This window comes from Lysinibacillus sp. NPDC097287 (assembly GCF_044761695.1).
Taxonomy (GTDB): Bacteria; Bacillota; Bacilli; order Bacillales_A; family Planococcaceae; genus Lysinibacillus.
The window spans coordinates 344,962-368,437 of the sequence record NZ_JBIWCX010000002.1; the positions used below are offsets into that span (position 1 = coordinate 344,962).

Genomic DNA, 23,476 nt, shown 5'->3' on the forward strand with positions numbered 1-23,476 from the left:
TTTTTGCGGATAAATACTTTTCTGATAATTCTCTTAAAGAACGTTTATAAGATTATTCTTGAGGCTCCATTTAATAATCCCCCTCCAAGCTCTTAGCTATATTATGTCCAAAACAAATTGCATTAAATAATCCTTATAAGGATAAAAAAACACAGAAACTGATTGTGTTATTGTATGAAATTTCAAATAATGTTAAATTAATTTTGGTAGTCTAACAACTTTTAAGGGGGAAGGTAGTAATGGCTGTAGCAGGTAACTCGTATGTAATAAGGTTAACAGATGCTCATCTAGGATGGGGAACATATCGTCATACAACAACAAGAAATCGTAGACCTGGTGAGGGTTATATACCGATTCCTATAAGCGTATCACGAAATCTTGATATTCTTAATAGTAATCAACAAAATATTAGTAATATTTATACTTGTCGATCTGTAGATGGTTTTTTTAATGATGTAGAGTTAAAAGCATCAGGCAATATAGAAGCTGGTAGTCCATATGCTAAGCAATTTCAAGGTAATGGAAATTTGCTTTTGATTGGTGATTGGTATGCGCATGTTGGGGCAACTGTGGGTGATAGTGTTCAAGTGACATGGTTAAGTTCCCATCATATCGAGATTGAACTTATTTAAAGTAACTTTAATGAAAGGGATAATTAATGGTAATTATTCATAACGAATGATTCAGGAATGTTATGATTTTGCAGAGACAGATTGGAATAATGGTAGTTAAAGTCAGCGACAATTTGGCACACAAGTATGCCGAGGAAGAAATGATAGTCCGTGGAAAAGACGAGTGTTACCAGACTCAGTAATAGTAATTACGAATATCCAACTTCTAAATAATAAATTTAATTAGCGCATTCGTAATAATCAGCTAATAGACGATCAAATTAATATAAATGTTGCTTTGGATGCAGAATTTAATATTGGTCTACCTATTTACTGGTTGCATTAAAATATTGAAGAATTACTGAATTTAGTTGAATTAGAGTAATAAGCACAGGCACAGAAAATCTGTGCCTGTGCTTATTCTATAAATACATGTTTATGATCAAGTGTCATGTATTGTTGCATTTCAATACTTACTTGAATTTGTAACATTGAGTTGACGTTAAAACTCATTTATTGTAACGGTGAAAGGATACTGGGAATTTGGATGTTTGCCAGTTTCTTTAAATGTAATCAGCCCCTTGTCAAACAAGTTATCATCGTTTGGGCATAATAATAGGCCATTATGTTTGTCCAAATGTTCGAAATCGGTACTAGACATCCGTGGCTAGCTATGACTCGCGCATGTATGATCGAATTCTACACCACATAAGGCACACGATTTGTATTTCGTTAGGAGCAATTTACGAAACTCGGCTTGTACTTTCTTTTATTTTCCTTGTTTTGGACTTCCGTAATTAATTCTTCATCGTTCATTGTTAATTGACTGGCGATTCTCACTTTTTTTACTACAGAAGTAGAAGTTAAGGTATTGATTTAGTAGTGTTTCACGATGAAGAAATCTTGCGCATTTTCTTTGATAATCATTTCTAATCCCAACATCGTATTAACGCCTTTTTTTACTATATGAAGGATGCCAATTGGGGTCTGATTTCCAAATTGTAACGTGTAGCCGTATGTCACTCTTTTTCGATTTTCTTTTGTGTTACTCGGGGGCCTCATTTTAATTGTTTCAAATTCATGACACGCTTTATATTTCCAGATAATTTGTTGCCCTTAGTTTTCATCTGATTCAGTTGCTTGATAAGAGATTAATAATTGCATGCCAACTGGTTTATAGAAACCACGAATTAAATCGCGTGAAATAAGATCATCTTCTACAAATTGATCGGCTGGTACACGTTGTTCTTTGCTCACGCCTTTAATATACATTTACCCAAAGTGGGTTTCGCCTTTTAATGCTTCGAACTTATGTAAAATCCCTTTGTGAACTCGTTCACTTTATATGTTGTCCATTCCTCCATAGAAAGGAAATGTTACATAAAAAAAATATAAGCAGATAGGGTATTACTAATATCCCTACCTGCTTTAATATGAAAGTTTTAATTTTGGATATATTTAAAATTTCTATGATAGGCCATATAGTTGTTCTTTTCGAGAGACATTTCAATACGTAAGTCAGCATTTAATCTAAAGTCATTTAAGGAACTTTCATCAATGTTATCAGATATAAGGATTTTTCCATCATTATTAAATGTGATTAGCCCTCTATCAAATAAATGATCGTGATTTGGGCATAATAGTAAACCATTATTAACATCCAGACGTTCTCGATTATTTGAGGATTTCCAAGGTTTAATATGGCTTGCTCGGCAGTGTTTCGCTTTGATGCTACATAATTGACAGTTATCAAATTTATTAAGCAATAAGGCTTTAAATTTTTGTTGTCCAACTCTATATTGGGCTAGCCTAGAACCCTCAGTAGAGATATCGTTATTTACTGAGCTATCATCCGATGTAATAGCCGGACTTTGTTCAGCACTACTATCAGGGAATCGGACTAAATCTAAGTAATCTTCATCTGATAGTTCTAGTGGTTTCACTAAAAAAATTATATTGCCGCGATCCACTAATTTCTCTACGATTAGGCCAAGACCTAAAATTCGGTATTCAGCTCCTAATTCCGCAAAGTGTTGTATTATACCTACAGGAATATGGTTTGCCATATTAAATTCAGCAGCTCGAATATCGCCAGCTTTTCTTACATCCTTTTCTTTATTTGGAGCAAGCATTCGTATTTCTTTGAAGACGCCATTCTCTTCATCTTCCCAAATGATCTGGGGTCCATAATTCTCTATTTTTTCTGTAGGTCTAAAAGAGAGTATAAAGTTTTCCTTACTAGGCTTATAAAATCCTCTTACTAGATCATTTAAAATGTGGGGCTGATCAACGTATTCGTCTGCAGGTAGATTTTTTAATTCAATAGCTCCAGATAACCTTTTCCCCTTGTAAGCATTAAATTTTCTTAAAATCTGATTGTGTGTAATTTTATCCAAGTTAACACTCCTTTAGAAAGCGGGAAACTTGAGTTATCCGTGAAGGGATTAATATATCAGAAAGCCATTCTTAATAATTAAAGGCTAATTGCTTTTCCTCCGAATTGATCTCGTTTTTCTCTACTTTTTTAGCTTTTTCTTTTTGTAAATTCTCTAATTGGAATTTCTTTGTTGGTTCAACGAACTCATAAGCGATTTTTGCAAATGATTTTAAAATGGCTTCAAAGACAATTTGGGCACCCGCGGGTGGTACAGCCATACCAATTTGCTTACGGGCAGCTTCTTTACTACCTATAAAGACAAAATCATCTGGGAATGTTTGTAAACGTGCGCGTTCACGGTTCGTTAGAGCACGTGTTTCATCCCAGTGATACATATGAGTACCACCACCACCACTACCTGTTACGGTATAGGCTGGACGTGTCGGATCAAGACGTTTATAAATAGAACTTAAACGAGCGCCTTTTACATTTAACTGGAGTTCTTCTGGAATGCCAAGATACCAAGCGTTTTCACCTGGTGGAATATAACTCAGCATTTCCTTTACTTTGGGTGTATGACGAGGCATTTCATGGTTTGGTGCGTCCTCAGGTATCGGAGGATTTATTATAGCCTCTTTACATGTTTTATAATCAGCTGAATTAGGTGTCGTTGGTGCAGGGACTTTAAATTCGATTCCTTGTTCGGCAAGATCTTTACGAATACCAACAATAATAATTCGATGTCTTGCCTGAGGAACACCATATTCTTCGAACTTATATAAATGTGGTGTAACAACGTATTCAACATCACCTGGGGATTCTAATTCCTTTAAAATTTGAATGAAAGCTCGTCCTTCATTTGCACTTTGTAAGCCCCCAACATTTTCGGCAACAAAGAATTTTGGTTTGTATTCATTTAATACTTTAATACCGTAGCTGTACAGAGGTCCAAATGTACCGGTTAAGCCTTTTTTTTCCCCAACATTGCTATAATCATTACATGGGAAACCGAAAGCAAAGCAATCAATGTCTTTTAATATAGAGCGATCACCAATCGGTAGGTTTTCAACGGGGCCACAAATAACACTTGGATCGTTTTCATCGCCACAGATATTAAGTGCAAATGTGCGACAAGCGTTTTGATCGAAGTCATTTGACCAAGTATGTTCAATGCGGAATTCTTCATTTGTTTCGGGATGGATAACGACCGTGTTTTTTGCTGCTAAACTTAAACCGCCGGGGCCGTTAAACAATTCACCTTTTTTAAAAATCATGTTTTCATCTCCTTGATTAAGAACTAATGAAAAACGAACAAAAGTTCTTGCATATAAATATGCTATAATCTATATTACTACTTTTCTCTTCAAAAAGTTGCAATAAAGCATTAAATTTTTTATACAAATATTATGAATGAGGTGGACAATGTTACAAATTTATTTGCTATATTTTAATACAGAAATCATGAAAATCCAAGCGGAGATCCTGCAATTACATAATGAAACAGAGGACATATTAGATCAGGAGTTAAAAAAAATTTTAAATGCAGAAGGCTATGATTTTTTTGATTATAGTGATGAAATTGCTATCTTGGTAGATGATCGAGGATTCGAAAAAGCTTTGAATCCGGTATTTGAAATAGTAAGTATGTTTGGAGATCGAAGTTATTTAGCTGGTCGTTTAGGATTTGTACGCAACATAGAAAGTGAATTTAGCACGGAAATTGGTAGTATTACGCGCGAGGATGTTTTTAATTTACGTATTAACTTAGATATCAAGTTAATTGGTATGACGAAAATGGAGTGAAGTTCTTTCGTTGCTCTTTTAGGTAGATTACCGCTATAGTAGGAAAAAGCTATTCCTTTGGGACGCATGTAAATAATAGTTATGGGTTTTTGGATAATCTGGATTTTAAGTATATTAATACCTTGCCGTTATGCGCACCTTAAAAAGTTAACAATTGAACACTTTAAATTGAGTAATAAATGAAAGAAAGGATAGAGCATATGTTAATTAAAAGTTTAAAATTGCCCAATAATAATATGTGGGATGATGGTTTGGGAGATGTAGAATTAAAGAAGTTGGGTAAATTTGTTATTTTCGCTGGAAAAAATGGGTCAGGAAAATCAAGATTATTGAATAGGATTGGTTTAGCTTTAACAGAATGGCCAAAAATGCTTAAAGAAAAAGAAGCTCAGATAAATAGTAAGAAAAATGAACATTGGGCAGCTATCATGGATAAAGATCACCATGATTTACCGATTATTGAAAATGAAATCAAGATATTGGAAAAAGAATTAGAAGAACTAAAATCCTGGATAATGCTTGATCGAGAAATAAGTGATGGTGTAGTGCCTTATGTTAGTTTTATTCCAGAAGTGCCTGACTTAATAGACAATAGAAAATACACAAAATTTGAAATAGATGAAATGCTACGTACAACTTATATTAACAAAATAAATGAATATGCCTTTGCGTTAATACAATTTTTTCAAGATAATCACTATAACCTTACTCATCAAGATTGTGAAGTTGAAGAAGAAATTAAAGGACCTTATTTGAGAGATTATCAGAGGCTCTCAGATATTATTGAAGAATTATTAGGAACCCAAATTACGAGATCGCCATTAGGTGAGGCTCAATTGTTTAATAGACCTTTACATTCTTGTAATCTTTCTAAAGGTCAATCAGTAATTTTACAATTATGTATCGCCATTTTCAAAATAGAAGATCATGAAGGTGAGCCTGTCATTTTATTACTTGATGAACCTGAGAACTATTTTCATCCTTCAGCATTAATAAATATTATAAAAAAGCTTGAAAATTTAAAAATAGGACAAATACTGATTGCAACACATTCCGTTCCACTTATAAGCTATTTTAACGAGAACTGCACCCTTCATTTTGTTGAAGATGGTAAAATTAAGTACTCAGGGAGAGCTCCTGAAGAAATTTTAGAAGGGTTAATGGGTGGATCTGATCAGATAGATAAACTACATAACTTTTTAGGATTACCAGCTCTATATGCTAACATACAATATGCTTTTGAATGTCTTTGTCCTCCAAGTGTTGTTGAAGCTGATAAGTCCGACCCTCAAACAAATCAAATAAGAAGAGTTCTTTCTCAAGTGAAGCCTGATAATGTATTAAAAATATTAGATTTCGGAGCAGGTAAGGGTAGATTATTAGCAACTTTAAGAGATGGATTCAATATATCTGGAAAAGAAGTATCCTCCAGATTTGATTATGTAGCTTATGATATTGAGGATTCAGACAAGGAGCATTGTATTAATGAAATAGAAATGTCGTATGGTTTAATAGAAAATAAATACTTTAATAATAATGAGAGATTGTTGAGTTTTCATAAAGAGTCTTTTGATGTGATTTTGTTGTGTAATGTCCTACATGAAATAGATCCATCAGAGTGGCTTAGTTTATTTAGTCCTGACAACTTGTTATTAAAAAGTTTAAGCGATAATGGCTATCTATTATTGGTTGAAGATACAGAAATGTGGGTTGGTGAGAAAGCATATTCAAATGGATTTATAGTACTAAAAACAAATCATTTAAAAACTCTCTTTAAGATAGAAAATGAGGAAGGATTTATTATTGATGACGCCCGGAGAAATGGAAAATTATTAGCACATTTAATTTCTAAGAAACATTTATTAAATATTTCTCAAGATACAATAGTGGAAACACTTAATAATTTAAAAACTGATTCATTAAGTGCAATAAGAGAATTAAGAAATGGCTCTACAGATTATAAATCTGGAAAAAAACATGCATTTTATATGCAACAGTTTGCAAATGCACATCTCGTGTTAGAAGATATCTTCGTAATGAAAAAATAAATTTTATAAATTTTTTATTGTCATACATTGTTTAAGGAAATGATGGTTTTTTCATTAGACTTCAAGTAAAGTGATGTAATTTTGGGTAACTCATTTTAGCCAAATAAGTTCTACACAAATTCTACACATCATTTCTTACAAAACCACTAATACCAACGTTCCAAAAGGATGCAAAACTCCCTCCTGGGACGCTTACTTTAGAAAATAATAAAACACGCCATCTTGCAAGCAAAACAGAAAGATTGCGTGTTTATTTTGTGCGTACTAAAAATTCTTTTTGAAGTAAGGTGTTTTTTTCAGCACGATACATACTGGAATTGCTATTAGTAAACCGACAACGTTTTGGATTACGTCCCCTGGAATTGATGCCATAGGCGCAATCCAGCTTTTGAACATAATTGCTTGCCCAATGTAGTATACAGCAATCATCACTGGCATTGAAACAACTGCGCCTAAAATGTTTAATCCAATGTGGTCGCCTCGATGTCCTATAGACCAAGCAATTTTCCCTACGATGAATCCTTGTAATGCGCGGGAGATAATTGTGGTTGGTGCCCAAATTAACCAACCACCTACGATATCAAATAATCCCATCCCAATTGCTCCAGCAAGTGCCCCTTTTTTAGGACCAAATAAAATTGCCGTGATGAAAAGCATGGCTGTTCCTAAATGGATAAGCCCGCCTTGCCCGAATGGTAGTTTAAGATTGATGAACATTGTTGCCACGAATACAAGTGCTGCTAAAATTGCTGTAATCACTAAATCAAATGTTTTCGTGCGTGGTTTTGTATAGGGTTGACTTTGTATACTTTGCATCTGTATCTTCCTCACTATGATGAATTTTTTGATAATTTTTACTTTAGCAAAGGACTGACTATTGTAAAAGTGCCAATTATATAAAAATGTTAAAGGTCAGATTGGTTTCTATGTATAATAATTTTTCATCTCTCGAATTTAAGTTGTGTGTATTTTCGTATCTTTCTAATTATGATAGGATGAATTGAGTATAAGCAGTATTAGTTAGGTGGAGAGTATGATGAAAAAAGTTGCTGTAATTCAGGATATTTCATCCTTTGGGAAGTGCTCGTTAACGGCTGCGATACCTGTGCTGTCGGTGATGGGTGTTCAGGCGGTGCCATTGCCAACTGCGATTTTAACAGCGCAAACAGGGTATCCGAGCTTTTATTGTGAGGATTTAACGCCAAAGATGGACAACTTTGTGTATGAGTGGAGCAAGCTTGGGGCGAACTTTGATGGCATTCACACAGGCTTTGTGACAGGAAAAGAGCAAATCGATAACATTTTTCAGTTTTTAAGCGTGTTTCACTCGAGTGAAACGAAGCTACTTGTCGATCCAGTGATGGGGGATATGGGCGAGGTGTATAAAATGTTTACTGGCGACTTACTTGATCGTATGAAGGAGCTAGTGAAGCGTGCAGACATTATTACACCAAATGTTACAGAGTGCTGCTTGCTTACAGGTTTGTCGTATGAGAAGCTACAGAGCTATCAAGACGATTCGGATTATTTTAAGGCACTAGATGAAGCGGGCCATCAGCTACAGCAAGTAACTGGTGCTAACGTTATTATTACCGGTTTGAATCCGCCGCCAGCAGTTGCGAACAAGCGTTATGTAGGCAATATGTATATTGATGCAGATCGTTCATTTTATAGTATCCGCGACTATAACGGCGAGAGCTATTCAGGCACAGGTGATTTGTTTGCATCAGTCATTATGGGTGGCATTATGCGCGGGCAGGATTTAGTAGAGTCAATGAAACTTGCAGAGGCGTTTTTAGCGGCTGCGATTAAAGCTACGTCGAAGGAGCAAGTTTCGCGTGAGGCAGGCGTGAATTTTGAACAATTTTTGCGAATGCTGCTTTAGTAAACTCAGACTCTTTATAACATGAGTATGCTTTGAACTGACCCAGTCATTTAATAGTACATAGAGATTTCTATTAGTCGCTCAAAATAAAAATAGTGTCTTCTGTTTAAACGACCATTTTAAAAATAAGTTGTAGGTCGTTTTTGTCAATTTTGCATATTGTCGATGTCGTGTATGCAAATAAATTACACCCTATTATCATCAAGTTGAATTGACGATAATAGGGTGTGATTTTTAGATATTAGAAAGGAATAAGTACTAAAAAAGAGCGACTCAATTTATTAATTATTGAGTCACTCTCCTTTTAGCGAATTACCACACTCACCATTAACATAAAGTATAAACTGCTTACAAATAAGCAACTAAACAGAAAAGATACAAGTATCGATGCTTTTTTGAAGATGGATAATACTATTAATCCTATAAACAAAAGAGATAGGAAAAAGAATAGTAAAGTGTTTAAGTTTAAAGCAAAGCCAATTGTATTAGTTGAATTGATGAAGTCAGCGTGAAATAGACGGAATAAAGGTGACACCGCATCATTCGTTAAATAATGGCCATGAGGTGGTGATTGTTGTGAAAAAATAGCTGTAATTGTGAAAATGGTCAATAATATAAATCCTTCGACACGAATCCAAGGAATGGGGTTGAATGAAGCATCTTTAGATAGTTTATATTTAACAATTAAACCATTCACCAAAGCATAAAAAACAAGGGGGAGTAGGAATAAATGTTTTAATAATAATCCTTGTCCATACGATACCATCCACGAATCGATATATCCATCAACCATTACTTCCATTAGAAACAGTCCACTAAGAGCCGTAGCTATTAGACAGACAAAAGCGACCATCGAAAACCAGCTTAAAAATTCGAGCCAATTTTTTTGATTAGTCGAACACCAAGCTATTATTAGTAAAATCCCAACCCAAATACTTACCGCGGCTAGATGAAGAAAGTCGCTAATAATACCCATGATTGGATCAATAGCGCCCGCATGGCTTGACCAAGCAATTGTTAAAATTAATAAAAATGTAACGAATGTTCCTAAATAAGCGAAGATGCCCTTTTCAGGAATTCTCGTCAAAGAAATTAATAGAACTAACACAACGGAGCCAAGTAGGGTAAAGTCCCATGCATTCCCAACTGTGTAGGTTGTTAGAACGATTTTAAGCGATTCAAGAAAACCTAAGCGTGGAGCGATATATAATACACTCTCTAGTACTGGTATAAAGGATAGAACTGGTATAGCTATCGCACTAATAAGTAACAAGCGTTTTGAAATTTTTATGTCAGGACGATAGTTGCTTGGGACAAGTAGAAGAATAAAACTTCCAACTAAGATCGAAAAAAATAAATATAAAAGTGCCTGACTAATGATTACTAATATACCCATAAATTATTTCTTTCTTCTAGTAAGGAAGAAGAAACCACCTGCTACAAGGATAACTAAAAGTACAACTAGAATTACTGTCGTAGAAGATGAATTTTTTTCTCCTTCTTCTGCTGAAGGTGCTTCTGTTTTTTCTTCAACAGCATTCGTTGTTTCTGACGGTTCTTTTTCTACAGTTTTAGAAACTGGATCATTTACTGTAAATGAAAAATTACCTTCTAATGGATGACCATCTTTACTAATAATACTCCAATTAACTTTATATTCGTCATTTGGAAGTGGCTCAGCAACAGTTCCTGTTAATGTACCCTCACCAATAATAGTTTCTTTTAGTTCAATAGTTTGACCCGAGGCGGTTGTTACATCAATAAAGCTACCTTGTTCAATTTGACCGTCAAAATTTAGCACGATTTCATTTAACGGTTCCGTTATAACTTCACCATCTGCTGGATTTGATCCTCCCAAATGCGAGTGAGCAAATGCACTAGTTGAAAGAGACATTACTAGTAAGACTGTTATAGCTGCAGTAAAAATATGTTTCAAAATAAACCCTCCTGAACTTTCCTCTAGATGGACAATAAATATTACTATTCTATTATCAATCATCATTTTATCAAAAAAATGTGAAGTTTATATGAAATTATACTTATAAAAAAGAAATTTAACAATTATTTGTCTACTGTCTTGAAATAATCCAAAAAAAATTTGCTGTCACTATGTAATTATTATGGTCGTTCAATTGAATGCCGCTTTCACCATTGATTTATGGGGTAAGGGTGGTCCAGGGGTTGCTTATGCTTTATCTACATTAAAGCCGAAAATGAAAGAGCTAGGATTAACAGTAGAACAAATTGACGCTATCTTTATTGATAATCCTGCTCAATCATTTGCTTTTAAATGTCGAAAAAACATCAAAATTACTAGAAATATACGTAAAAAATGAAACCATTACATGCTATTATTCGTAATGATAGTATAAGTTAGATTATCAAAGGATGAGAAGTACTTGTTAAATTATAAAATATATAGCCAACAACACAAAGAGTGGGTAGTTTTAGTACATGGAGCTGGTGGTAGCTCGACAATTTGGTTCAAGCAAATTCGAGCATATCGCAAACATTTTAATGTCTTGGTAGTCGATCTTCGAGGTCATGGAGATTGTATGATTACGAACAGTCCGACTAAATATACACTTGAATTAGTTAGCCAGGATATTCTAGACGTGCTAGATTCATTAAAGATTGAAAAGGCCCATTTTGTAGGGATTTCACTAGGGACGATGTTAATTCGTCAACTAGCTGAAACGAATCCAGAACGTTTCCACACGATGTTACTAGCAGGCGCTGTGATACGTATTACACCTAGACTGCATTTTTTACTTGGTATAGCTAATACGTTTAAAAAAATGATTCCGTTTATGTGGTTATATAAAATATTCGCGTGGATTTTAATGCCGAGAAAAACCCATGAATCTTCACGCCATTTATTTATTCAAGAGGCAAAAAAAATTAAGAATAGAGAATTTTTACGTTGGTTAACATTAACCGGTGGTGTCGCAAAATATTTAGTGAAAATAAATGAAAAGGACACAAAGATTCCGTCACTCTATATTATGGGAGACGAGGATTATGTATTTTTAGAACCTGTTAAGCGTTTAGTGAAAGAGCAACCATCAAGTAAATTAGTGATTTTAAAAGACAGCGGTCATGTATGTAATGTAGATCAAGCTGTGGAATTTAATGAAGTGTCTTTACAATTTTTATGTAACGCTTTGAAATAACACGGGAATTTACTACATAAGGTTATTAAAAAATAGCAGGAGTGTTTATTAACCAATTTAGCCATTACTATTAAAGAGGGAAGTTGATTTCCGCTACGGGATGCTCGCTTTCCGCGGGCAAGCACCGAGCCGCTTCCTCCACTTCGTTCCGTGCAGGGTCTCGGTATGCTTGTATTTCCCGCAGGAGTCGAGCACCCTCCGCTACAATCAACAATAAAAGAAGTAATGTATGCTAGTATTGAATACGGAATTAACTATTTTATTGGTAAATAACAACCCGATATTTCCTTAATCAACACACCCGAAAAAATAGTATGTTATACATTATTTTTTTGTGAAGAGTAACTTATCTCTTGGTAAAATACGGGATTTGTTTGAGGTGTATAAAATTGTCTTTAATGAGAAATTACAAATAACAAACAGTAAGAATGGCTGATTTAATGATTAGGGTGTTTTTTGTGGGGGAATTAATAAGTAAGGAAATGTACTAGCAGCTCTAATGATTTAAAAGTAGGGGAGAAATATTGGCGAACTCACTGAAGTTTTTAGTAGCAGCTATGAAATCAACAGTGTTGACGAATACATTATTGTTATATGTTGAGCGGTAGATTCATACATAAACCAGGTTATTTGCGGTAGGGCATTAAGTTAGTGGATATAGTTTCTTAAAATATCAGCCTTTTAGCTGAGGCTTGATCCGAACATTTACTATATTATTTAAATATACTTTTCAAATTGAAAAGTAGGTATTATAACTGCATCAAGTATACATAACTGACTCTATATTTGTTTTTTCTACTTATATAATTGGTAATGGTTATGCAGTACTGGATGTTTTTTATTGCCGCTATCAGGTTGTATCCTGTAAATATGAATGATAGGTGGAAAAGAAATGGATTATCAAGTATTACTGTATTATTTTTACACAGACATTAATGACCCGGAGCAATTTGCTGCTGAGCATTTAGCGGATTGTAAGGCGCTCGAATTAAAGGGAAGAATTTTAGTAGCCAAAGAGGGTATTAACGGTACACTGTCTGGTACAAAGGATCAAACTAGAGCTTATATGACAATGATGGAAAATAACCCATTATTCAAAGGAATTGTCTTTAAAATAGATGAGGCAGAGCATCATGCGTTTAAAAAAATGCATGTTCGTGCTAAAAATGAGCTTGTACATTTAAGTTTAGAGGATGATATTAACCCACTGGAATTAACAGGTCGTTATGTGGAGCCAAAAGACTTTTACGAGCAAATGCAACAGGAAGACACGATCGTTATTGATGCGCGTAATACGTATGAATATGATGTTGGTCATTTCGAAGGGGCGATTCGTCCAGATGTGGAAACATTCCGCGATTTGCCAGAGTGGATTCGAGAAAACAAGGATGCACTTGAGGGTAAACGTATTTTAACCTACTGTACAGGTGGCATTCGCTGTGAGAAATTTTCTGGCTGGCTAGTACGTGAAGGTTATGAAGATGTAGGTCAATTACATGGTGGGATTGTCACATACGGGAAAGATCCTGTCGCAAAAGGGCAGCTTTGGAATGGGCAATGCTACGTATTTGATGAAAGACTAGTCGTGCCGATTAACCAAGTGGCACCAACGATTGTTGGTAAGGACCATTTTGACGGCACACCATGTGAGCGTAACATTAACTGCGCGAATCCTGAGTGTAATAAAAAGATTTTAGCATCTGAAGAAAATGAAGCGAAGCATTTAGGTGGTTGTACAATCGAATGTTCTAAACATGAACGTAACCGCTATATTGTGACGCATCAGTTAACAGCAGAGCAAGTACAAGAAAGTTTAAGATTGTTAGAAGCAATCCAAAAGTAATGAGAATAATTCAAGGCAGCATTCAGTTCAATCTGATGCTGCTTTTTTTATTTAATGTACATCCCTGAATTTCACCATGGAATTAATACATGAGATTGTCATTTATACAAAAAACGTTGACTCCAATAATATAGTTTAATTTTGCTTCATCACCAAAAGAGGGGCATGATATTTGCTAAAAAGGTATATTGATTTTGGAATGCTCATTGATTGGAGTGGAGGCTGGACGCCCCCCGGAAAGCGCCCAGCCGGAACGGAAATCAACTCAAAGGTATAGTGCCGAGCCTTAATTTGAAATATTTAACTTTAATTATAAAAATTAGATATAATGGATGAGAAGCGTTTTTCTGTACTAATGAATGCCTTTTAAATAGATGAAGTAGTGTGTTAATAATCTTCTTAATCAAGTAATCGTGGCTTATTTTAAAGATGGAGTGTTTGCATTTCAAAAATGGAGGGATTATGTTGACTACAATTATTAATATCGACTCATTAACAAAACAATATGGCGATAAAGTGGTACTTAACGGCATATCTGTTGCCATTAAACGTGGAGAGATCTTTGCCTTAATTGGCACCAATGGGGCTGGAAAGACGACAGCTATTGAATGTATGGAAGGACTTCGAACGTATAATGGAACGATCGAGATTCACGGGAAAATTGGTGTGCAACTTCAAATTGCATCATTGCCTACGAACATTAAAGTAATTGAAGCAATAAAACTAATTGCCAAATGGCACGCTACTACTATTGATATGGCACTTGTTCAAAGATTGAATGTAGATTTGATTTTAAATAAAAAATATAAAGAACTATCAACAGGGCAAAAACGGAGATTACATTTAGTCATGGCAATGATCGGTGATCCGGATATTGTTTTTCTTGATGAGCCTACAGCAGGTCTCGATGTAGAGGGACGGGTAGCATTACATGCAGAAATAAAAGATCTTAAAAAAAGAGGGAAAACAGTTGTTATGTCAAGCCATGATATGGCTGAAGTGGAGGAACTGTGTGATCGACTGGCAATACTGAACAATGGCAATATCGGTTTTATTGGTACAGTGTATGAGCTAACTAAGAAAAAGCAAGATAAGTATAGAATGCATATTAAATTATCCAATCCCCTAGAAATGAATGATCTCGTATCTTGTTCCTATATAGGAGAACATCAAAATTACCAAATATTCGAGACGGATAAATTAGAAGAGGGACTATATGAATTAACAACATTGTTAAGAGAGCAAAACGATTCTATGCAGGATATAAAAATTGAACACACCAGCTTGGAACAGAGTTTTATGGATATTGCGAAGGGGGTAAAAGTATGAGTGCATTTTTATATGGAATCGGCTTGCAATGGAAGTTGGATTTTCGCAGTAAAGGTATATTACTAACTTATTATATTATCCCACTTATTTTCTTTCTATTCATGGGTGGCATTTTTACTTCAATAGATCCTAATGCTTATAAAACGCTAATTCAATCTATGACGGTTTTTGGTGTGACAATGGGTGCAATTATAGGTACACCAACATCTCTTGTAGAGTTTTACAACAGCGATATAAGGAAAGCATATAGGGTTGGGGGAGTTCCACTTTGGACAGGAGCGGTAAATAATTTCATTTCTGGACTGATTCATCTATCGATTATGAGCATCATGCTATTTTTCATCGCTCAAATTGTCTTTAATGCGAGTGTCCCTGCTAATCTATTCAGCTATTTTGTGACGCTTGAGCTTTTTATTATTACATCTCTTTCAGTAGGTGTAATACTTGGGTTGTTTGTGAAAAGCACTTCAAAGTTAACAATGATTTCACAGCTAGTATTTCTACCATCCGTTATGCTTTCAGGTATTATGTTTTCAGTTGATATGCTACCAAATGCCTTGCAAATGATTGGTAAAGTGTTTCCTGCAACTTGGGGCTATTTGAATTTATGTAGTGATCAATGGGGGATGATGTCTATTTTCCCGTTAATCTTAACGATTTTAATTGCTTTATTGTTATGTACATGGAGACTTAGAGGATTACATACGACTGAATAAACCTCATCCATATAGGATTTGAAGTTAATTTTTCGCAAAAGGAACTGAGGGAAAGAATTAGAATATTTTAAGTGGAAAAGAGAATCTCGCAGAAAAGCTGACTTTTAGCTTTTCTGCGGGATTTAATATTGGTCGGTGAATAATCTAGGATTAATGTAGCAACTGGTTTATTCATGTTCATATTATTTACTTTTATTTTCTAGTTTGTATAAATCCTTTAATAGTATCTCTTCCTTACTATTTTTATATCGAATGCGTACTTTGTCTTCGTCTGTTAGTTTCTTTTCTTCACCATCGTGCAGTATTAATGTATTTTCATCTAAAAATGTAAACGTGAAATTGCTTCCATCTTTTAAAATCCTGGCTGGTTCTGAAAAATCATTCCACTTTTCGTAAATAATGATCTCATCGATGGAATTTTGATACCATATTGGCATCGCTAAAAGATAACGATTGTCATTTTTCGTTTGAAAGGACAGCGTAACCGTTGACCCTTGTTGTTTGACGGTTGTTTGTATGTCCTTTTCATCTGCAATCCACATTTGGTCAAAGAAGAAGAACCAACCGATGAAAATGGATAGTAGTGATCCTACAATAATGAAAATCTTTTTCCTGTTTTTTGATCGTACCTTTTTTAAAAAGTCGATATTTTTATCCTCCTTTTTTTGCTCATGGGTACGTTCCACCAACAAGTCTTCCTGCATGTCCTTTACATACTGTCGGCAATCCTCACACTGTTCCATATGTTTTTCTATTTGTTTATTTGTCTCTTTGCTTGTTAAATTTTCTATGTAGCCCGGGATTAAATCTTTAAAAACGCTATGATTCATAATTTTCCCCACCTTTTCTGATTTGTTGTTTTGCACGATAAAATGTTACTCTTGCCCAGTTTTCTGTTCCGCCCAAAATGGTGCCAATCTCTTTAAAAGATAAATCCCCTAATAATCTGAGATAAAGTATTTCACGGTTTATCTCGCTCAGTTGTTGAGCTTTTTTATAAAAACTAATTTTGTCTTCATTTTTAAAATATTCATCTTCTAAATTATAAAATATAGGCGTTTCATCACTTAGAGAGTTCACTAACTGGTGCTTGTTTTTTTCGCGATTCATTTCTTGTAACCAAACGTTTTTGGCGATTGAACAAAGCCATGTAGAAAATTTTGCATTTCCGTTATGATGAAACTTGTCAATGGACTTAATGGCTTGATAGAACGTCTCTTGCGTTAAATCTTCAGCAGATTGACTATCATTTGTAAGGGTTAATAAATACCTAAAAACAAAGTCCCCATATTCTTGATATATATTTTCTTTATCCACGATTTACCTCCTTTCTAATGCGAATTTTGCTATTCTGAACCAAGTCTTTTGAAAGCCAATCATCTATATATCCAGAAATTTGCTGATTCGTTACAACAAATTTTTTATTTATTTATTTTTTGTGCCTCAATCATTTTATCTTATCATTTTCCACTAATGAAAATTGATCGGAATATTCTAAAGTGTTTTTATTGTGGGGAATTGAAATAGAAATCATTTCTTTTGTAGTACTTTGTTGCTTAAGCTAATTTGAAACCTTATAATCCCTCGTCTTATTGCATTCAATTGTCTTGAGAGTTTCTTTTCCAAAAAAAACGCAATTATCCATAATAGATAATTGCGCTAGTGAACTGCACTTTGTATATGTTGATGTTAAAAATTAAGGAGTAATGTAACTCCGAGTGATTCATTAATACGTAATCTTGAATCACATAAAGAATAAAAAGCGACATTTAAATAAAGGATCTAGAGTAAAACAGAGCTTAGTAAAATCCCAATGACGACTGCAGAGATTGTTGAAACTAAACCAGGGAGCATGAAGCTATGGTTGAGAATATATTTGCCAATTCTAGTTGTGCCGGTACGGTCAAAGTTAATGGCTGCAACAACTGTCGGGTAGTTTGGAATGAAGAAGTAACCATTAACAGCTGGGAACATGGCAATTAATAATGCTGGGCTAATACCAAGTGTTACACCAAGAGGCATTAGTGTTCGAACTGTTGCTGCTTGGCTGTATAGCAAAATAGAAAGTACAAATAATGCTATAGCAAATAACCAAGGGGCTGCTGTGACTAGTCCAGAAATCGAACTGTTAATAAGTTCAGCATTACCATTGAAGAATGTGTCACCCATCCACGCGATACCGAAAATCGCTACAACTGCTGAAGCTCCGGCTTTAAACACACTACCAGAAACAATTTCGTCAACATTTGCTTTACCAAAAATAATGATTAAAGCAGCAATTGTCAGCATAACGATTTCAATGGTAACAGGCATAGACATAGGTGTAAATACGCCGTCAATATCCCAACCTGGACGTAATTTTTCAAATGAACCTAGAACAACAATTAATACTGCGGCAAGTAAGAATAATACAACAGAAAGTTTTGAAGCATTCGTTGGATTGAATGCTTTTTTATCTTTTTTAATAGGAGCTAAGCCTTCTTCTAAGCGTTTTAAATAAACTGGATCGTCTGGAAGGTCTTTTCCTTTTCTACTCACAACAAATGCAGCGATCATACAGCCGGTAAAAGTAGAAGGAATAGAAATCATTAAAATATCTAGTAAAGTAATTTGGAAATCAGCTAATAAAGCTAATAATGCTACAGTCGCTGCAGAAATAGGACTGGCTGTAATTGCTTGCTGTGATGCAATGACTGCGATTGACATAGGTCTTTCAGGTCGAATACCAGATTCTCGGGATACTTCGGCGATAACTGGTAAAACCGAGTATGCAACGTGTCCTGTTCCTGCACAAAAAGTAAACACGTAAGTAACGATAGGTGCGATGAATGTAATCCATTTAGGATTTTTTCTTAATGCTTTCTCAGCAATATGAACGAGATATTCCATACCTCCGGCGGCTTGAAGAGCACCTGCAGCCGTAATTACAGATAAAATCATCAGCATAACATCAATAGGAGCGGATGTAGGTTGAAGACCGAAAACAAATACAAAGATTGCTAATCCAACACCACCCATTACTCCGAGACCAAGTCCACCGATCCTAGCACCAATAAAGATACAGGTTAGCAAAATTAAAAATTGTATCCAAAACATATCAGTTTCCTCCAATTAAGAATGGTCATTTTATTACGATAAGTTTTTGATATGTAAACCTTGTTTACATTCCTTGTTGAATGATTCACAAAAAGACATCTTATAAGTAATAGCCATGATATAGAACTTTTAGTTTTTCAAGAATGATATTAAAAGATTTTTTTCATAAATCGTATTTCATATTACATAAGATTCGACATAAAACTACAAAAAGTGACATAGTTTTTTTGTAAAGACAAAAAATTGTCAAAAATATATGTTTTGAGGGATTTTTCGTTTCCATTGTGAATGTAAGGATTGTTAGAAGTAATTCAATTCAGCATTCAGCTCAATTTGATAATAGAACGGCCGAATTTAGTATTGATAAAGGTGATATAATGTATGCACTTATTGCTTTTCGTTATATTTTCGAAAAAGCATTTGATACGATAGTATAGAAATCCTAATGTAGAGGGACGTACAAGTAATATTCCGTAGTATTCGAAATTTGAAAAGTAACTTTAGTTGAGTAAATGAGGTGATTACCTATGAACAAACGAAGAATCATTTTACATATTGACCTTAATTGCTTTTATGCCTCTGTCGAACAAATTTACGATCCTACTTTAAAGGGAAAACCAGTTGCAATCGCGGGAAATCCAAAGGAACGTAGAGGGATCATTATTACATGTAGCTATGAAGCAAGGGCAAAAGGTGTTTATACAACCATGAATGTCGGGGAGGCACGGCGAAAATGTCCGGAGCTTATTGTAATACCGCCTAATTTTGATCGTTATCGAGCTGCGTCGAAGGCCTTTTTTAATATGTTAAAAGAATATAGCGAAATCCTTCAACCAGTTTCAATTGATGAAGGGTATTTGCAACTTCCTATTGTTGAGGGGCAAAATGTATTGCAACACGTTCAAAATTTGCAAGATAGAATCTGGACTGAACTACAATTGCCTTGTTCAATTGGTATTGCGCCGAATAAATTTTTGGCGAAGATGGCAAGTGATATGAAAAAGCCGATGGGTATTACGGTATTGCGTAAGCGGGATGTGCCAGCAGTGTTGTGGCCATTAAATGTGATTGAGATGCATGGGGTCGGAAAAAGTACTGCAGAGAAGTTGAAAAAGTTAGGTATTCAAACAATCGGGGAACTCGCTGCAGCTGATGAATATCTATTAAAACAAAACTTTGGCATTAACGGACCCCGTATGAAGCAAAAGGCCAATGGGGTAGATGACAGACCTGTTGATCCTGATGCCATTTACGATACGAAAAGTGTAGGAAATTCAACAACGTTTGCCTATGATGTGACGGAAAGAGATGAATTATATGAAATAATTTCAACGCTTTCTGGAAAGGTAGCTGAAAGATTACAGGCAAAGAAACTTGCTGGTGTTACTGTCAGTGTTATGATTCGAACAGCTGATTGGGAGACTTATACGCGAAGTAAATCAATGAATAACGCGATACATTCAAAAGAAGATATTGCCGAGCAAGCATGGAATCTATTTAATAAGCATTGGAACGAAGAGCCCGTTCGATTACTTGGTGTCACTGTATCGAATGTCAGTGATATTAAAGAAACGACACAGCAGCTAACATTCTTTAACTTTGAAGATTATGTAAAAGAAGAGCCAATCATTAAACTTGTCGATCAAATTGAGCAGAAGTTTGGAAAAGGTGCGATTCTTCGTGGTTCAGATATTGCCAAGCCAACAGGGAAACATCATGCAAATACAAGTTTTAGTAAGGACTTTTGGGATGAACATAAATAATATGTTTGTCCCTTTTTATTTTGTTTAAAAGATCGTGATTTTACTAATAAGGACTATTTGAACTTTAGCAAATCAAGTTCAAGCTGATGTGATACGGCAATTAAAAAATCAAAAACTATTGAAAAAATAAATAGGAATAATGCAGATAATCTATCGGTTAGTAGCTTGTGTGCATTACTTCTTTAGCAAAATGATTTAAAGCGAAAAAGGAATGAAAAATGATGCTAGAAAAAAGGTAGATAACAAATTATTAAAACTACGAATATTCTAACTGTTAAGAATAATATATTTATATTAGTGTTATTTAATAGTTATAGGTTAAACATATGATTTTGGGGGGAAGAGAAATGAGAACGATTAAAAAGATGTCATATCTATTAATTTCTGTATTAATGCTAACCTTGTTAGCGGCATGTGGTGGTGGAGCTGATACAAAAAGTACAGGTGGAGATAGTTCAGGAGGTGCTGGAGAAACTGTTTCAGCAAAAATTGGGGTTATCTCGTATTTAACTGGACCTGGAGCGGCATATGGAGAAGCAATTACGAATGGGTTTAATTTAGCATTAGAAGAAGTGAATGCAAAAGGCGAAGTGAAAATTGAGCTTGTTGTTGAAGACTCAGCTGGAAAGCAAGATCAAGCTTTAACTGTTGCACAAAAACTAATGAGTTCGGATGACATTGTGGGGCTACTAGGACCAACTTTAAGTACAGAAATGAATGTTGTGGCACCTGAGGCTGACATCAATGGAATTCCAATTATGGGTACTTCGACGACAGCTGCTGGAATTCCACAAATAGGGGAGTATGTTTTTAGAAATTCAATTCCTGAATCTTTAGCTATTCCAGCTGCTTTGGAAAAAGCAGTTGATAAATACGGAGTGAAAAAGGTTGCAATCCTGTATGGTAATGACGATCTATTTACAAAATCAGGATTTGACACGATGAAAGAAGTAGCAGAAGACATGGAACTTGAAATAGTAACAATCGAAACTTTCCAAAAAGGTCAGTCTGACTATAATGCACAACTGACAAAAATTAAAGATTTAAAACCAGATTTAATTTTAGCTTCTGCTCTTTATAATGAGGGTGCTGTGATTATGGATCAAGCAAGAAAAATGGGGATTGAAGTACCTTTCGTAGGTGGAAATGGGTTTAACTCTCCAGAAGTTATTGATATTGCTGGTAAAGCATCTGAAGGATTAATAGTGGCTACACCATGGTTTGGAGAGAAACCAGATCAAAAGGTTCAAGACTTTGTTAAAAAATACGAAGAAAAATATGGTAAAAAACCAGATCAATTCGCAGCACAAGCATATGACGCATTATATATCATGGCAGAGGGATTAAAAAATGCTGGAGAAGCTGATAGAGATGCACTTCGAGATGCTCTAGCAGAGATAAAAGATTTAGATGGAATTCTTGGGAAATTTTCTTTCGATAAAGACGGAGATGTGGTGATGGAACCAACGGTACTTATCATCAAGGATGGGGAGTTCCAATTATTTGAGTAAAATTAGTAAGATATAAGGCTTGGATAAAGTGGCAAAGGTATTTTCTTTTGCCACTTTAAAATTAATGTCTTATAGAAGTGGAAGATTACTATTTCGTTATAGGTGAAAGGAATACTTTCCTTCTGACGTGTTGATTAGGGAATAATTGTATGGTTTTATCGTGATTCTTCAGCTTTTCCATAAAAATTTACCTTATGAATAATGCCACTTTTATAGATTGTAGCGGAGGGCTACTCGACTCCCGTGGGAAAAGCGAGACAGGCGAGACCCTGCACGGAGCAAGGCGGAGGAAGCGGCTCGACGCTCGCCCGCAGGAAAGCGAGTAGCCCGTAGCGGAAATCACCTTTTCCTTAATCAGGGCAGGATAAAATGGGTTAATCAACACACTTGACTTTCCTTAATACAAATAAATCTATTAATTAAAGGGTGAGAAACAATGCTATTAGAACAACTAATTAATGGAATAACATTAGGAAGCATATATGCCATCGTTGCCCTTGGATTCACTCTTGTTTTTGGTGTACTTGGGATCATTAATATGGCACATGGTGAGATTTTTATGTTTGGTGCTTTTATTGGAGTATTGGTGACGAGTATATTTGGATGGCCACTTTGGGTAGCATTTATTGCTGCGATTGGAGTTACTGCTATCCTAGGTTACTTGTTAGAGCGAATTGCGTTACGTCCACTACGAGGAAAGCAAGGAGTCTCACATCTTGCTCCTTTAATAAGTACGATTGGGATATCCATTTTCCTTGAAAATCTTTCCCATCATTTATTTGGAGCTGGAAATCAGCCTTTTCGTAATGCATTTGCTGAAATCCAATTTCAAATAGGTTCAATTACTATTTACCTCGTCCAGATTGTCATATTTGTTATATCAGTCGCTTTAATGATGGCTCTTTCTTACTGGCTTTCGAAAACAAAAGCTGGAAAAGCGTTACGAGCTACTGCAGAAAATATAGAAACGGCAAGCATTCTTGGTGTTAATACAAAAAGAACAATAACGACAACAGTAATTATTGCTTCTGCAATGGGAGGTATTGCTGGGATTTTAGTAGGGATGGCATTTAACTCAGTTAATCCACAAATGGGATTATCAATGGGACTTAAAGGATTAGCCATTATCATTTTAGGTGGTATGGGAAATGTAAAAGGAGCTATGGCTGGGGGGTTACTTCTAGGTATAGCAGAGACATTGATGGTTGCCTATGGGGATTCAGGATATCGAGACGCAGTAGCCTTTATTATAATCATATTCATCCTTTTATTAAGACCTCAGGGGATATTCGGTAAAAAGACAGCTGAGGGAGGAAGGTGA

22 protein-coding genes are annotated in these 23,476 nt (G+C 35.1%); 12 read left to right on the forward strand and 10 right to left on the reverse strand.

All coding sequences use genetic code 11. The features are described from left to right. Positions 1 to 239 precede the first annotated feature (239 nt). Positions 240 to 632, forward strand: coding sequence for a hypothetical protein (locus ACIQ2D_RS04680; protein ID WP_402860125.1), 393 nt, complete (start codon positions 240 to 242; stop codon positions 630 to 632). Between the two features lie 481 nt (positions 633 to 1,113). Here ACIQ2D_RS04680 and ACIQ2D_RS04685 read toward each other — a convergent pair whose 3' ends face one another. The 4 genes from ACIQ2D_RS04685 to ACIQ2D_RS04700 all read right to left on the reverse strand — a co-directional run bounded on the left by ACIQ2D_RS04685 (position 1,114) and on the right by ACIQ2D_RS04700 (position 4,262). After that, a complete protein-coding gene (locus ACIQ2D_RS04685) occupies positions 1,114 to 1,272 on the reverse strand; it encodes an HNH endonuclease (protein WP_402860128.1) in 159 nt (52 codons plus the stop codon). Between the two features lie 455 nt (positions 1,273 to 1,727). Next, positions 1,728 to 1,868: a hypothetical protein gene (locus tag ACIQ2D_RS04690; RefSeq protein ID WP_402860131.1), complete on the reverse strand. Its 141-nt coding sequence runs from the start codon at positions 1,866 to 1,868 to the stop codon at positions 1,728 to 1,730. A gap of 185 nt (positions 1,869 to 2,053) precedes the next feature. Next, positions 2,054 to 3,007: an HNH endonuclease gene (locus ACIQ2D_RS04695; protein WP_402860134.1), complete on the reverse strand. Its 954-nt coding sequence runs from the start codon at positions 3,005 to 3,007 to the stop codon at positions 2,054 to 2,056. 70 nt (positions 3,008 to 3,077) lie between these two features. After that, entirely contained in the window at positions 3,078 to 4,262 is a 1,185-nt protein-coding gene (locus tag ACIQ2D_RS04700; protein ID WP_402860137.1) for a DNA cytosine methyltransferase, read from the reverse strand. 148 nt (positions 4,263 to 4,410) lie between these two features. Between ACIQ2D_RS04700 and ACIQ2D_RS04705 the strand changes: the two genes are divergently transcribed. Together ACIQ2D_RS04705 and ACIQ2D_RS04710 are read left to right on the forward strand one after the other, a co-directional pair. After that, positions 4,411 to 4,791, forward strand: coding sequence for a hypothetical protein (locus ACIQ2D_RS04705; RefSeq protein ID WP_402860140.1), 381 nt, complete (start codon positions 4,411 to 4,413; stop codon positions 4,789 to 4,791). Positions 4,792 to 4,991: 200 nt separating this feature from the next. Then, the gene (locus tag ACIQ2D_RS04710; RefSeq protein WP_402860143.1) at positions 4,992 to 6,839 is read left to right on the forward strand and encodes an AAA family ATPase; all 1,848 of its coding nucleotides are present in this window, start codon (positions 4,992 to 4,994) and stop codon (positions 6,837 to 6,839) included. Positions 6,840 to 7,103: 264 nt separating this feature from the next. On the opposite strand, the gene ACIQ2D_RS04715 is transcribed toward ACIQ2D_RS04710, so the two are convergent. Further along, complete coding sequence (locus ACIQ2D_RS04715) at positions 7,104 to 7,655, reverse strand: ECF transporter S component (RefSeq protein ID WP_402860145.1); 552 nt, start codon at positions 7,653 to 7,655, stop codon at positions 7,104 to 7,106. Between the two features lie 220 nt (positions 7,656 to 7,875). On the opposite strand from ACIQ2D_RS04715, the gene ACIQ2D_RS04720 reads away from it, so the two are divergent. Continuing rightward, entirely contained in the window at positions 7,876 to 8,724 is an 849-nt protein-coding gene (locus tag ACIQ2D_RS04720) for a pyridoxamine kinase (protein ID WP_402860147.1), read from the forward strand. Between the two features lie 304 nt (positions 8,725 to 9,028). Here ACIQ2D_RS04720 and ACIQ2D_RS04725 read toward each other — a convergent pair whose 3' ends face one another. Continuing rightward, positions 9,029 to 10,120 (reverse strand): copper resistance D family protein, encoded by a 1,092-nt coding sequence (locus ACIQ2D_RS04725; RefSeq protein ID WP_402860150.1) that lies wholly within the window; start codon positions 10,118 to 10,120, stop codon positions 9,029 to 9,031. A 3-nt stretch (positions 10,121 to 10,123) separates the two neighbouring features. Then, on the reverse strand, positions 10,124 to 10,660 hold the full coding sequence (locus ACIQ2D_RS04730; protein ID WP_402860153.1) for a copper resistance CopC family protein: 537 nt from the start codon (positions 10,658 to 10,660) through the stop codon (positions 10,124 to 10,126). Between the two features lie 184 nt (positions 10,661 to 10,844). On the opposite strand from ACIQ2D_RS04730, the gene ACIQ2D_RS04735 reads away from it, so the two are divergent. The 5 genes from ACIQ2D_RS04735 (at position 10,845) to ACIQ2D_RS04755 (ending at position 15,785) form a co-directional block, all read left to right on the forward strand. Further along, positions 10,845 to 11,060, forward strand: coding sequence for a phosphotriesterase family protein (locus ACIQ2D_RS04735; protein ID WP_402860156.1), 216 nt, complete (start codon positions 10,845 to 10,847; stop codon positions 11,058 to 11,060). Between the two features lie 63 nt (positions 11,061 to 11,123). Further along, a complete protein-coding gene (locus ACIQ2D_RS04740) occupies positions 11,124 to 11,897 on the forward strand; it encodes an alpha/beta fold hydrolase (RefSeq protein ID WP_402860159.1) in 774 nt (257 codons plus the stop codon). Positions 11,898 to 12,789: 892 nt separating this feature from the next. Next, on the forward strand, positions 12,790 to 13,740 hold the full coding sequence (gene trhO, locus ACIQ2D_RS04745) for an oxygen-dependent tRNA uridine(34) hydroxylase TrhO (RefSeq protein ID WP_402860162.1): 951 nt from the start codon (positions 12,790 to 12,792) through the stop codon (positions 13,738 to 13,740). A gap of 465 nt (positions 13,741 to 14,205) precedes the next feature. Further along, positions 14,206 to 15,069 carry an ABC transporter ATP-binding protein gene (locus tag ACIQ2D_RS04750; RefSeq protein WP_483869743.1) on the forward strand — a complete coding sequence of 288 codons (864 nt, stop codon included), beginning with the start codon at positions 14,206 to 14,208 and terminating at the stop codon, positions 15,067 to 15,069. Then, positions 15,066 to 15,785: an ABC transporter permease gene (locus ACIQ2D_RS04755; RefSeq protein ID WP_402860167.1), complete on the forward strand. Its 720-nt coding sequence runs from the start codon at positions 15,066 to 15,068 to the stop codon at positions 15,783 to 15,785. Before ACIQ2D_RS04750 ends, ACIQ2D_RS04755 begins: the two co-directional genes overlap by 4 nt. A gap of 182 nt (positions 15,786 to 15,967) precedes the next feature. Here the strand turns inward: ACIQ2D_RS04755 and ACIQ2D_RS04760 are convergent, their stop codons facing one another. The 3 genes from ACIQ2D_RS04760 to ACIQ2D_RS04770 form a co-directional block, all read right to left on the reverse strand. Next, positions 15,968 to 16,615 carry a zf-HC2 domain-containing protein gene (locus ACIQ2D_RS04760; protein ID WP_402860170.1) on the reverse strand — a complete coding sequence of 216 codons (648 nt, stop codon included), beginning with the start codon at positions 16,613 to 16,615 and terminating at the stop codon, positions 15,968 to 15,970. After that, the gene (locus ACIQ2D_RS04765; RefSeq protein WP_402860173.1) at positions 16,605 to 17,102 is read right to left on the reverse strand and encodes an RNA polymerase sigma factor; all 498 of its coding nucleotides are present in this window, start codon (positions 17,100 to 17,102) and stop codon (positions 16,605 to 16,607) included. The genes ACIQ2D_RS04760 and ACIQ2D_RS04765 overlap by 11 nt, the downstream gene beginning before the upstream one ends. A gap of 465 nt (positions 17,103 to 17,567) precedes the next feature. Further along, positions 17,568 to 18,881: an anaerobic C4-dicarboxylate transporter family protein gene (locus tag ACIQ2D_RS04770; protein WP_402860176.1), complete on the reverse strand. Its 1,314-nt coding sequence runs from the start codon at positions 18,879 to 18,881 to the stop codon at positions 17,568 to 17,570. 527 nt (positions 18,882 to 19,408) lie between these two features. Between ACIQ2D_RS04770 and ACIQ2D_RS04775 the strand changes: the two genes are divergently transcribed. The 3 genes from ACIQ2D_RS04775 (at position 19,409) to ACIQ2D_RS04785 (ending at position 23,476) form a co-directional block, all read left to right on the forward strand. Next, the gene (locus ACIQ2D_RS04775; RefSeq protein ID WP_402860179.1) at positions 19,409 to 20,644 is read left to right on the forward strand and encodes a DNA polymerase IV; all 1,236 of its coding nucleotides are present in this window, start codon (positions 19,409 to 19,411) and stop codon (positions 20,642 to 20,644) included. A gap of 347 nt (positions 20,645 to 20,991) precedes the next feature. Further along, positions 20,992 to 22,155, forward strand: a complete 1,164-nt coding sequence (locus ACIQ2D_RS04780) for an ABC transporter substrate-binding protein (protein WP_402860182.1) — start codon at positions 20,992 to 20,994, stop codon at positions 22,153 to 22,155. Positions 22,156 to 22,591: 436 nt separating this feature from the next. Continuing rightward, positions 22,592 to 23,476 carry a branched-chain amino acid ABC transporter permease gene (locus ACIQ2D_RS04785; protein WP_402860185.1) on the forward strand — a complete coding sequence of 295 codons (885 nt, stop codon included), beginning with the start codon at positions 22,592 to 22,594 and terminating at the stop codon, positions 23,474 to 23,476.

Bases quoted from the DNA above. Each gene is read 5' to 3' on its own strand.
- ACIQ2D_RS04680 (WP_402860125.1), top strand. From the start codon at position 240: ATGGCTGTAGCAGGTAACTCGTATGTAATAAGGTTAACAGATGCTCAT.
- ACIQ2D_RS04685 (WP_402860128.1), bottom strand. From the start codon at position 1,272: ATGTCTAGTACCGATTTCGAACATTTGGACAAACATAATGGCCTATTA.
- ACIQ2D_RS04700 (WP_402860137.1), bottom strand. From the start codon at position 4,262: ATGATTTTTAAAAAAGGTGAATTGTTTAACGGCCCCGGCGGTTTAAGT.
- ACIQ2D_RS04705 (WP_402860140.1), top strand. From the start codon at position 4,411: ATGTTACAAATTTATTTGCTATATTTTAATACAGAAATCATGAAAATC.
- ACIQ2D_RS04710 (WP_402860143.1), top strand. From the start codon at position 4,992: ATGTTAATTAAAAGTTTAAAATTGCCCAATAATAATATGTGGGATGAT.
- ACIQ2D_RS04715 (WP_402860145.1), bottom strand. From the start codon at position 7,655: ATGCAAAGTATACAAAGTCAACCCTATACAAAACCACGCACGAAAACA.
- ACIQ2D_RS04720 (WP_402860147.1), top strand. From the start codon at position 7,876: ATGAAAAAAGTTGCTGTAATTCAGGATATTTCATCCTTTGGGAAGTGC.
- ACIQ2D_RS04725 (WP_402860150.1), bottom strand. From the start codon at position 10,120: ATGGGTATATTAGTAATCATTAGTCAGGCACTTTTATATTTATTTTTT.
- ACIQ2D_RS04735 (WP_402860156.1), top strand. From the start codon at position 10,845: ATGGTCGTTCAATTGAATGCCGCTTTCACCATTGATTTATGGGGTAAG.
- trhO (WP_402860162.1), top strand. From the start codon at position 12,790: ATGGATTATCAAGTATTACTGTATTATTTTTACACAGACATTAATGAC.
- ACIQ2D_RS04755 (WP_402860167.1), top strand. From the start codon at position 15,066: ATGAGTGCATTTTTATATGGAATCGGCTTGCAATGGAAGTTGGATTTT.
- ACIQ2D_RS04760 (WP_402860170.1), bottom strand. From the start codon at position 16,615: ATGAATCATAGCGTTTTTAAAGATTTAATCCCGGGCTACATAGAAAAT.
- ACIQ2D_RS04770 (WP_402860176.1), bottom strand. From the start codon at position 18,881: ATGTTTTGGATACAATTTTTAATTTTGCTAACCTGTATCTTTATTGGT.
- ACIQ2D_RS04775 (WP_402860179.1), top strand. From the start codon at position 19,409: ATGAACAAACGAAGAATCATTTTACATATTGACCTTAATTGCTTTTAT.
- ACIQ2D_RS04780 (WP_402860182.1), top strand. From the start codon at position 20,992: ATGAGAACGATTAAAAAGATGTCATATCTATTAATTTCTGTATTAATG.
- ACIQ2D_RS04785 (WP_402860185.1), top strand. From the start codon at position 22,592: ATGCTATTAGAACAACTAATTAATGGAATAACATTAGGAAGCATATAT.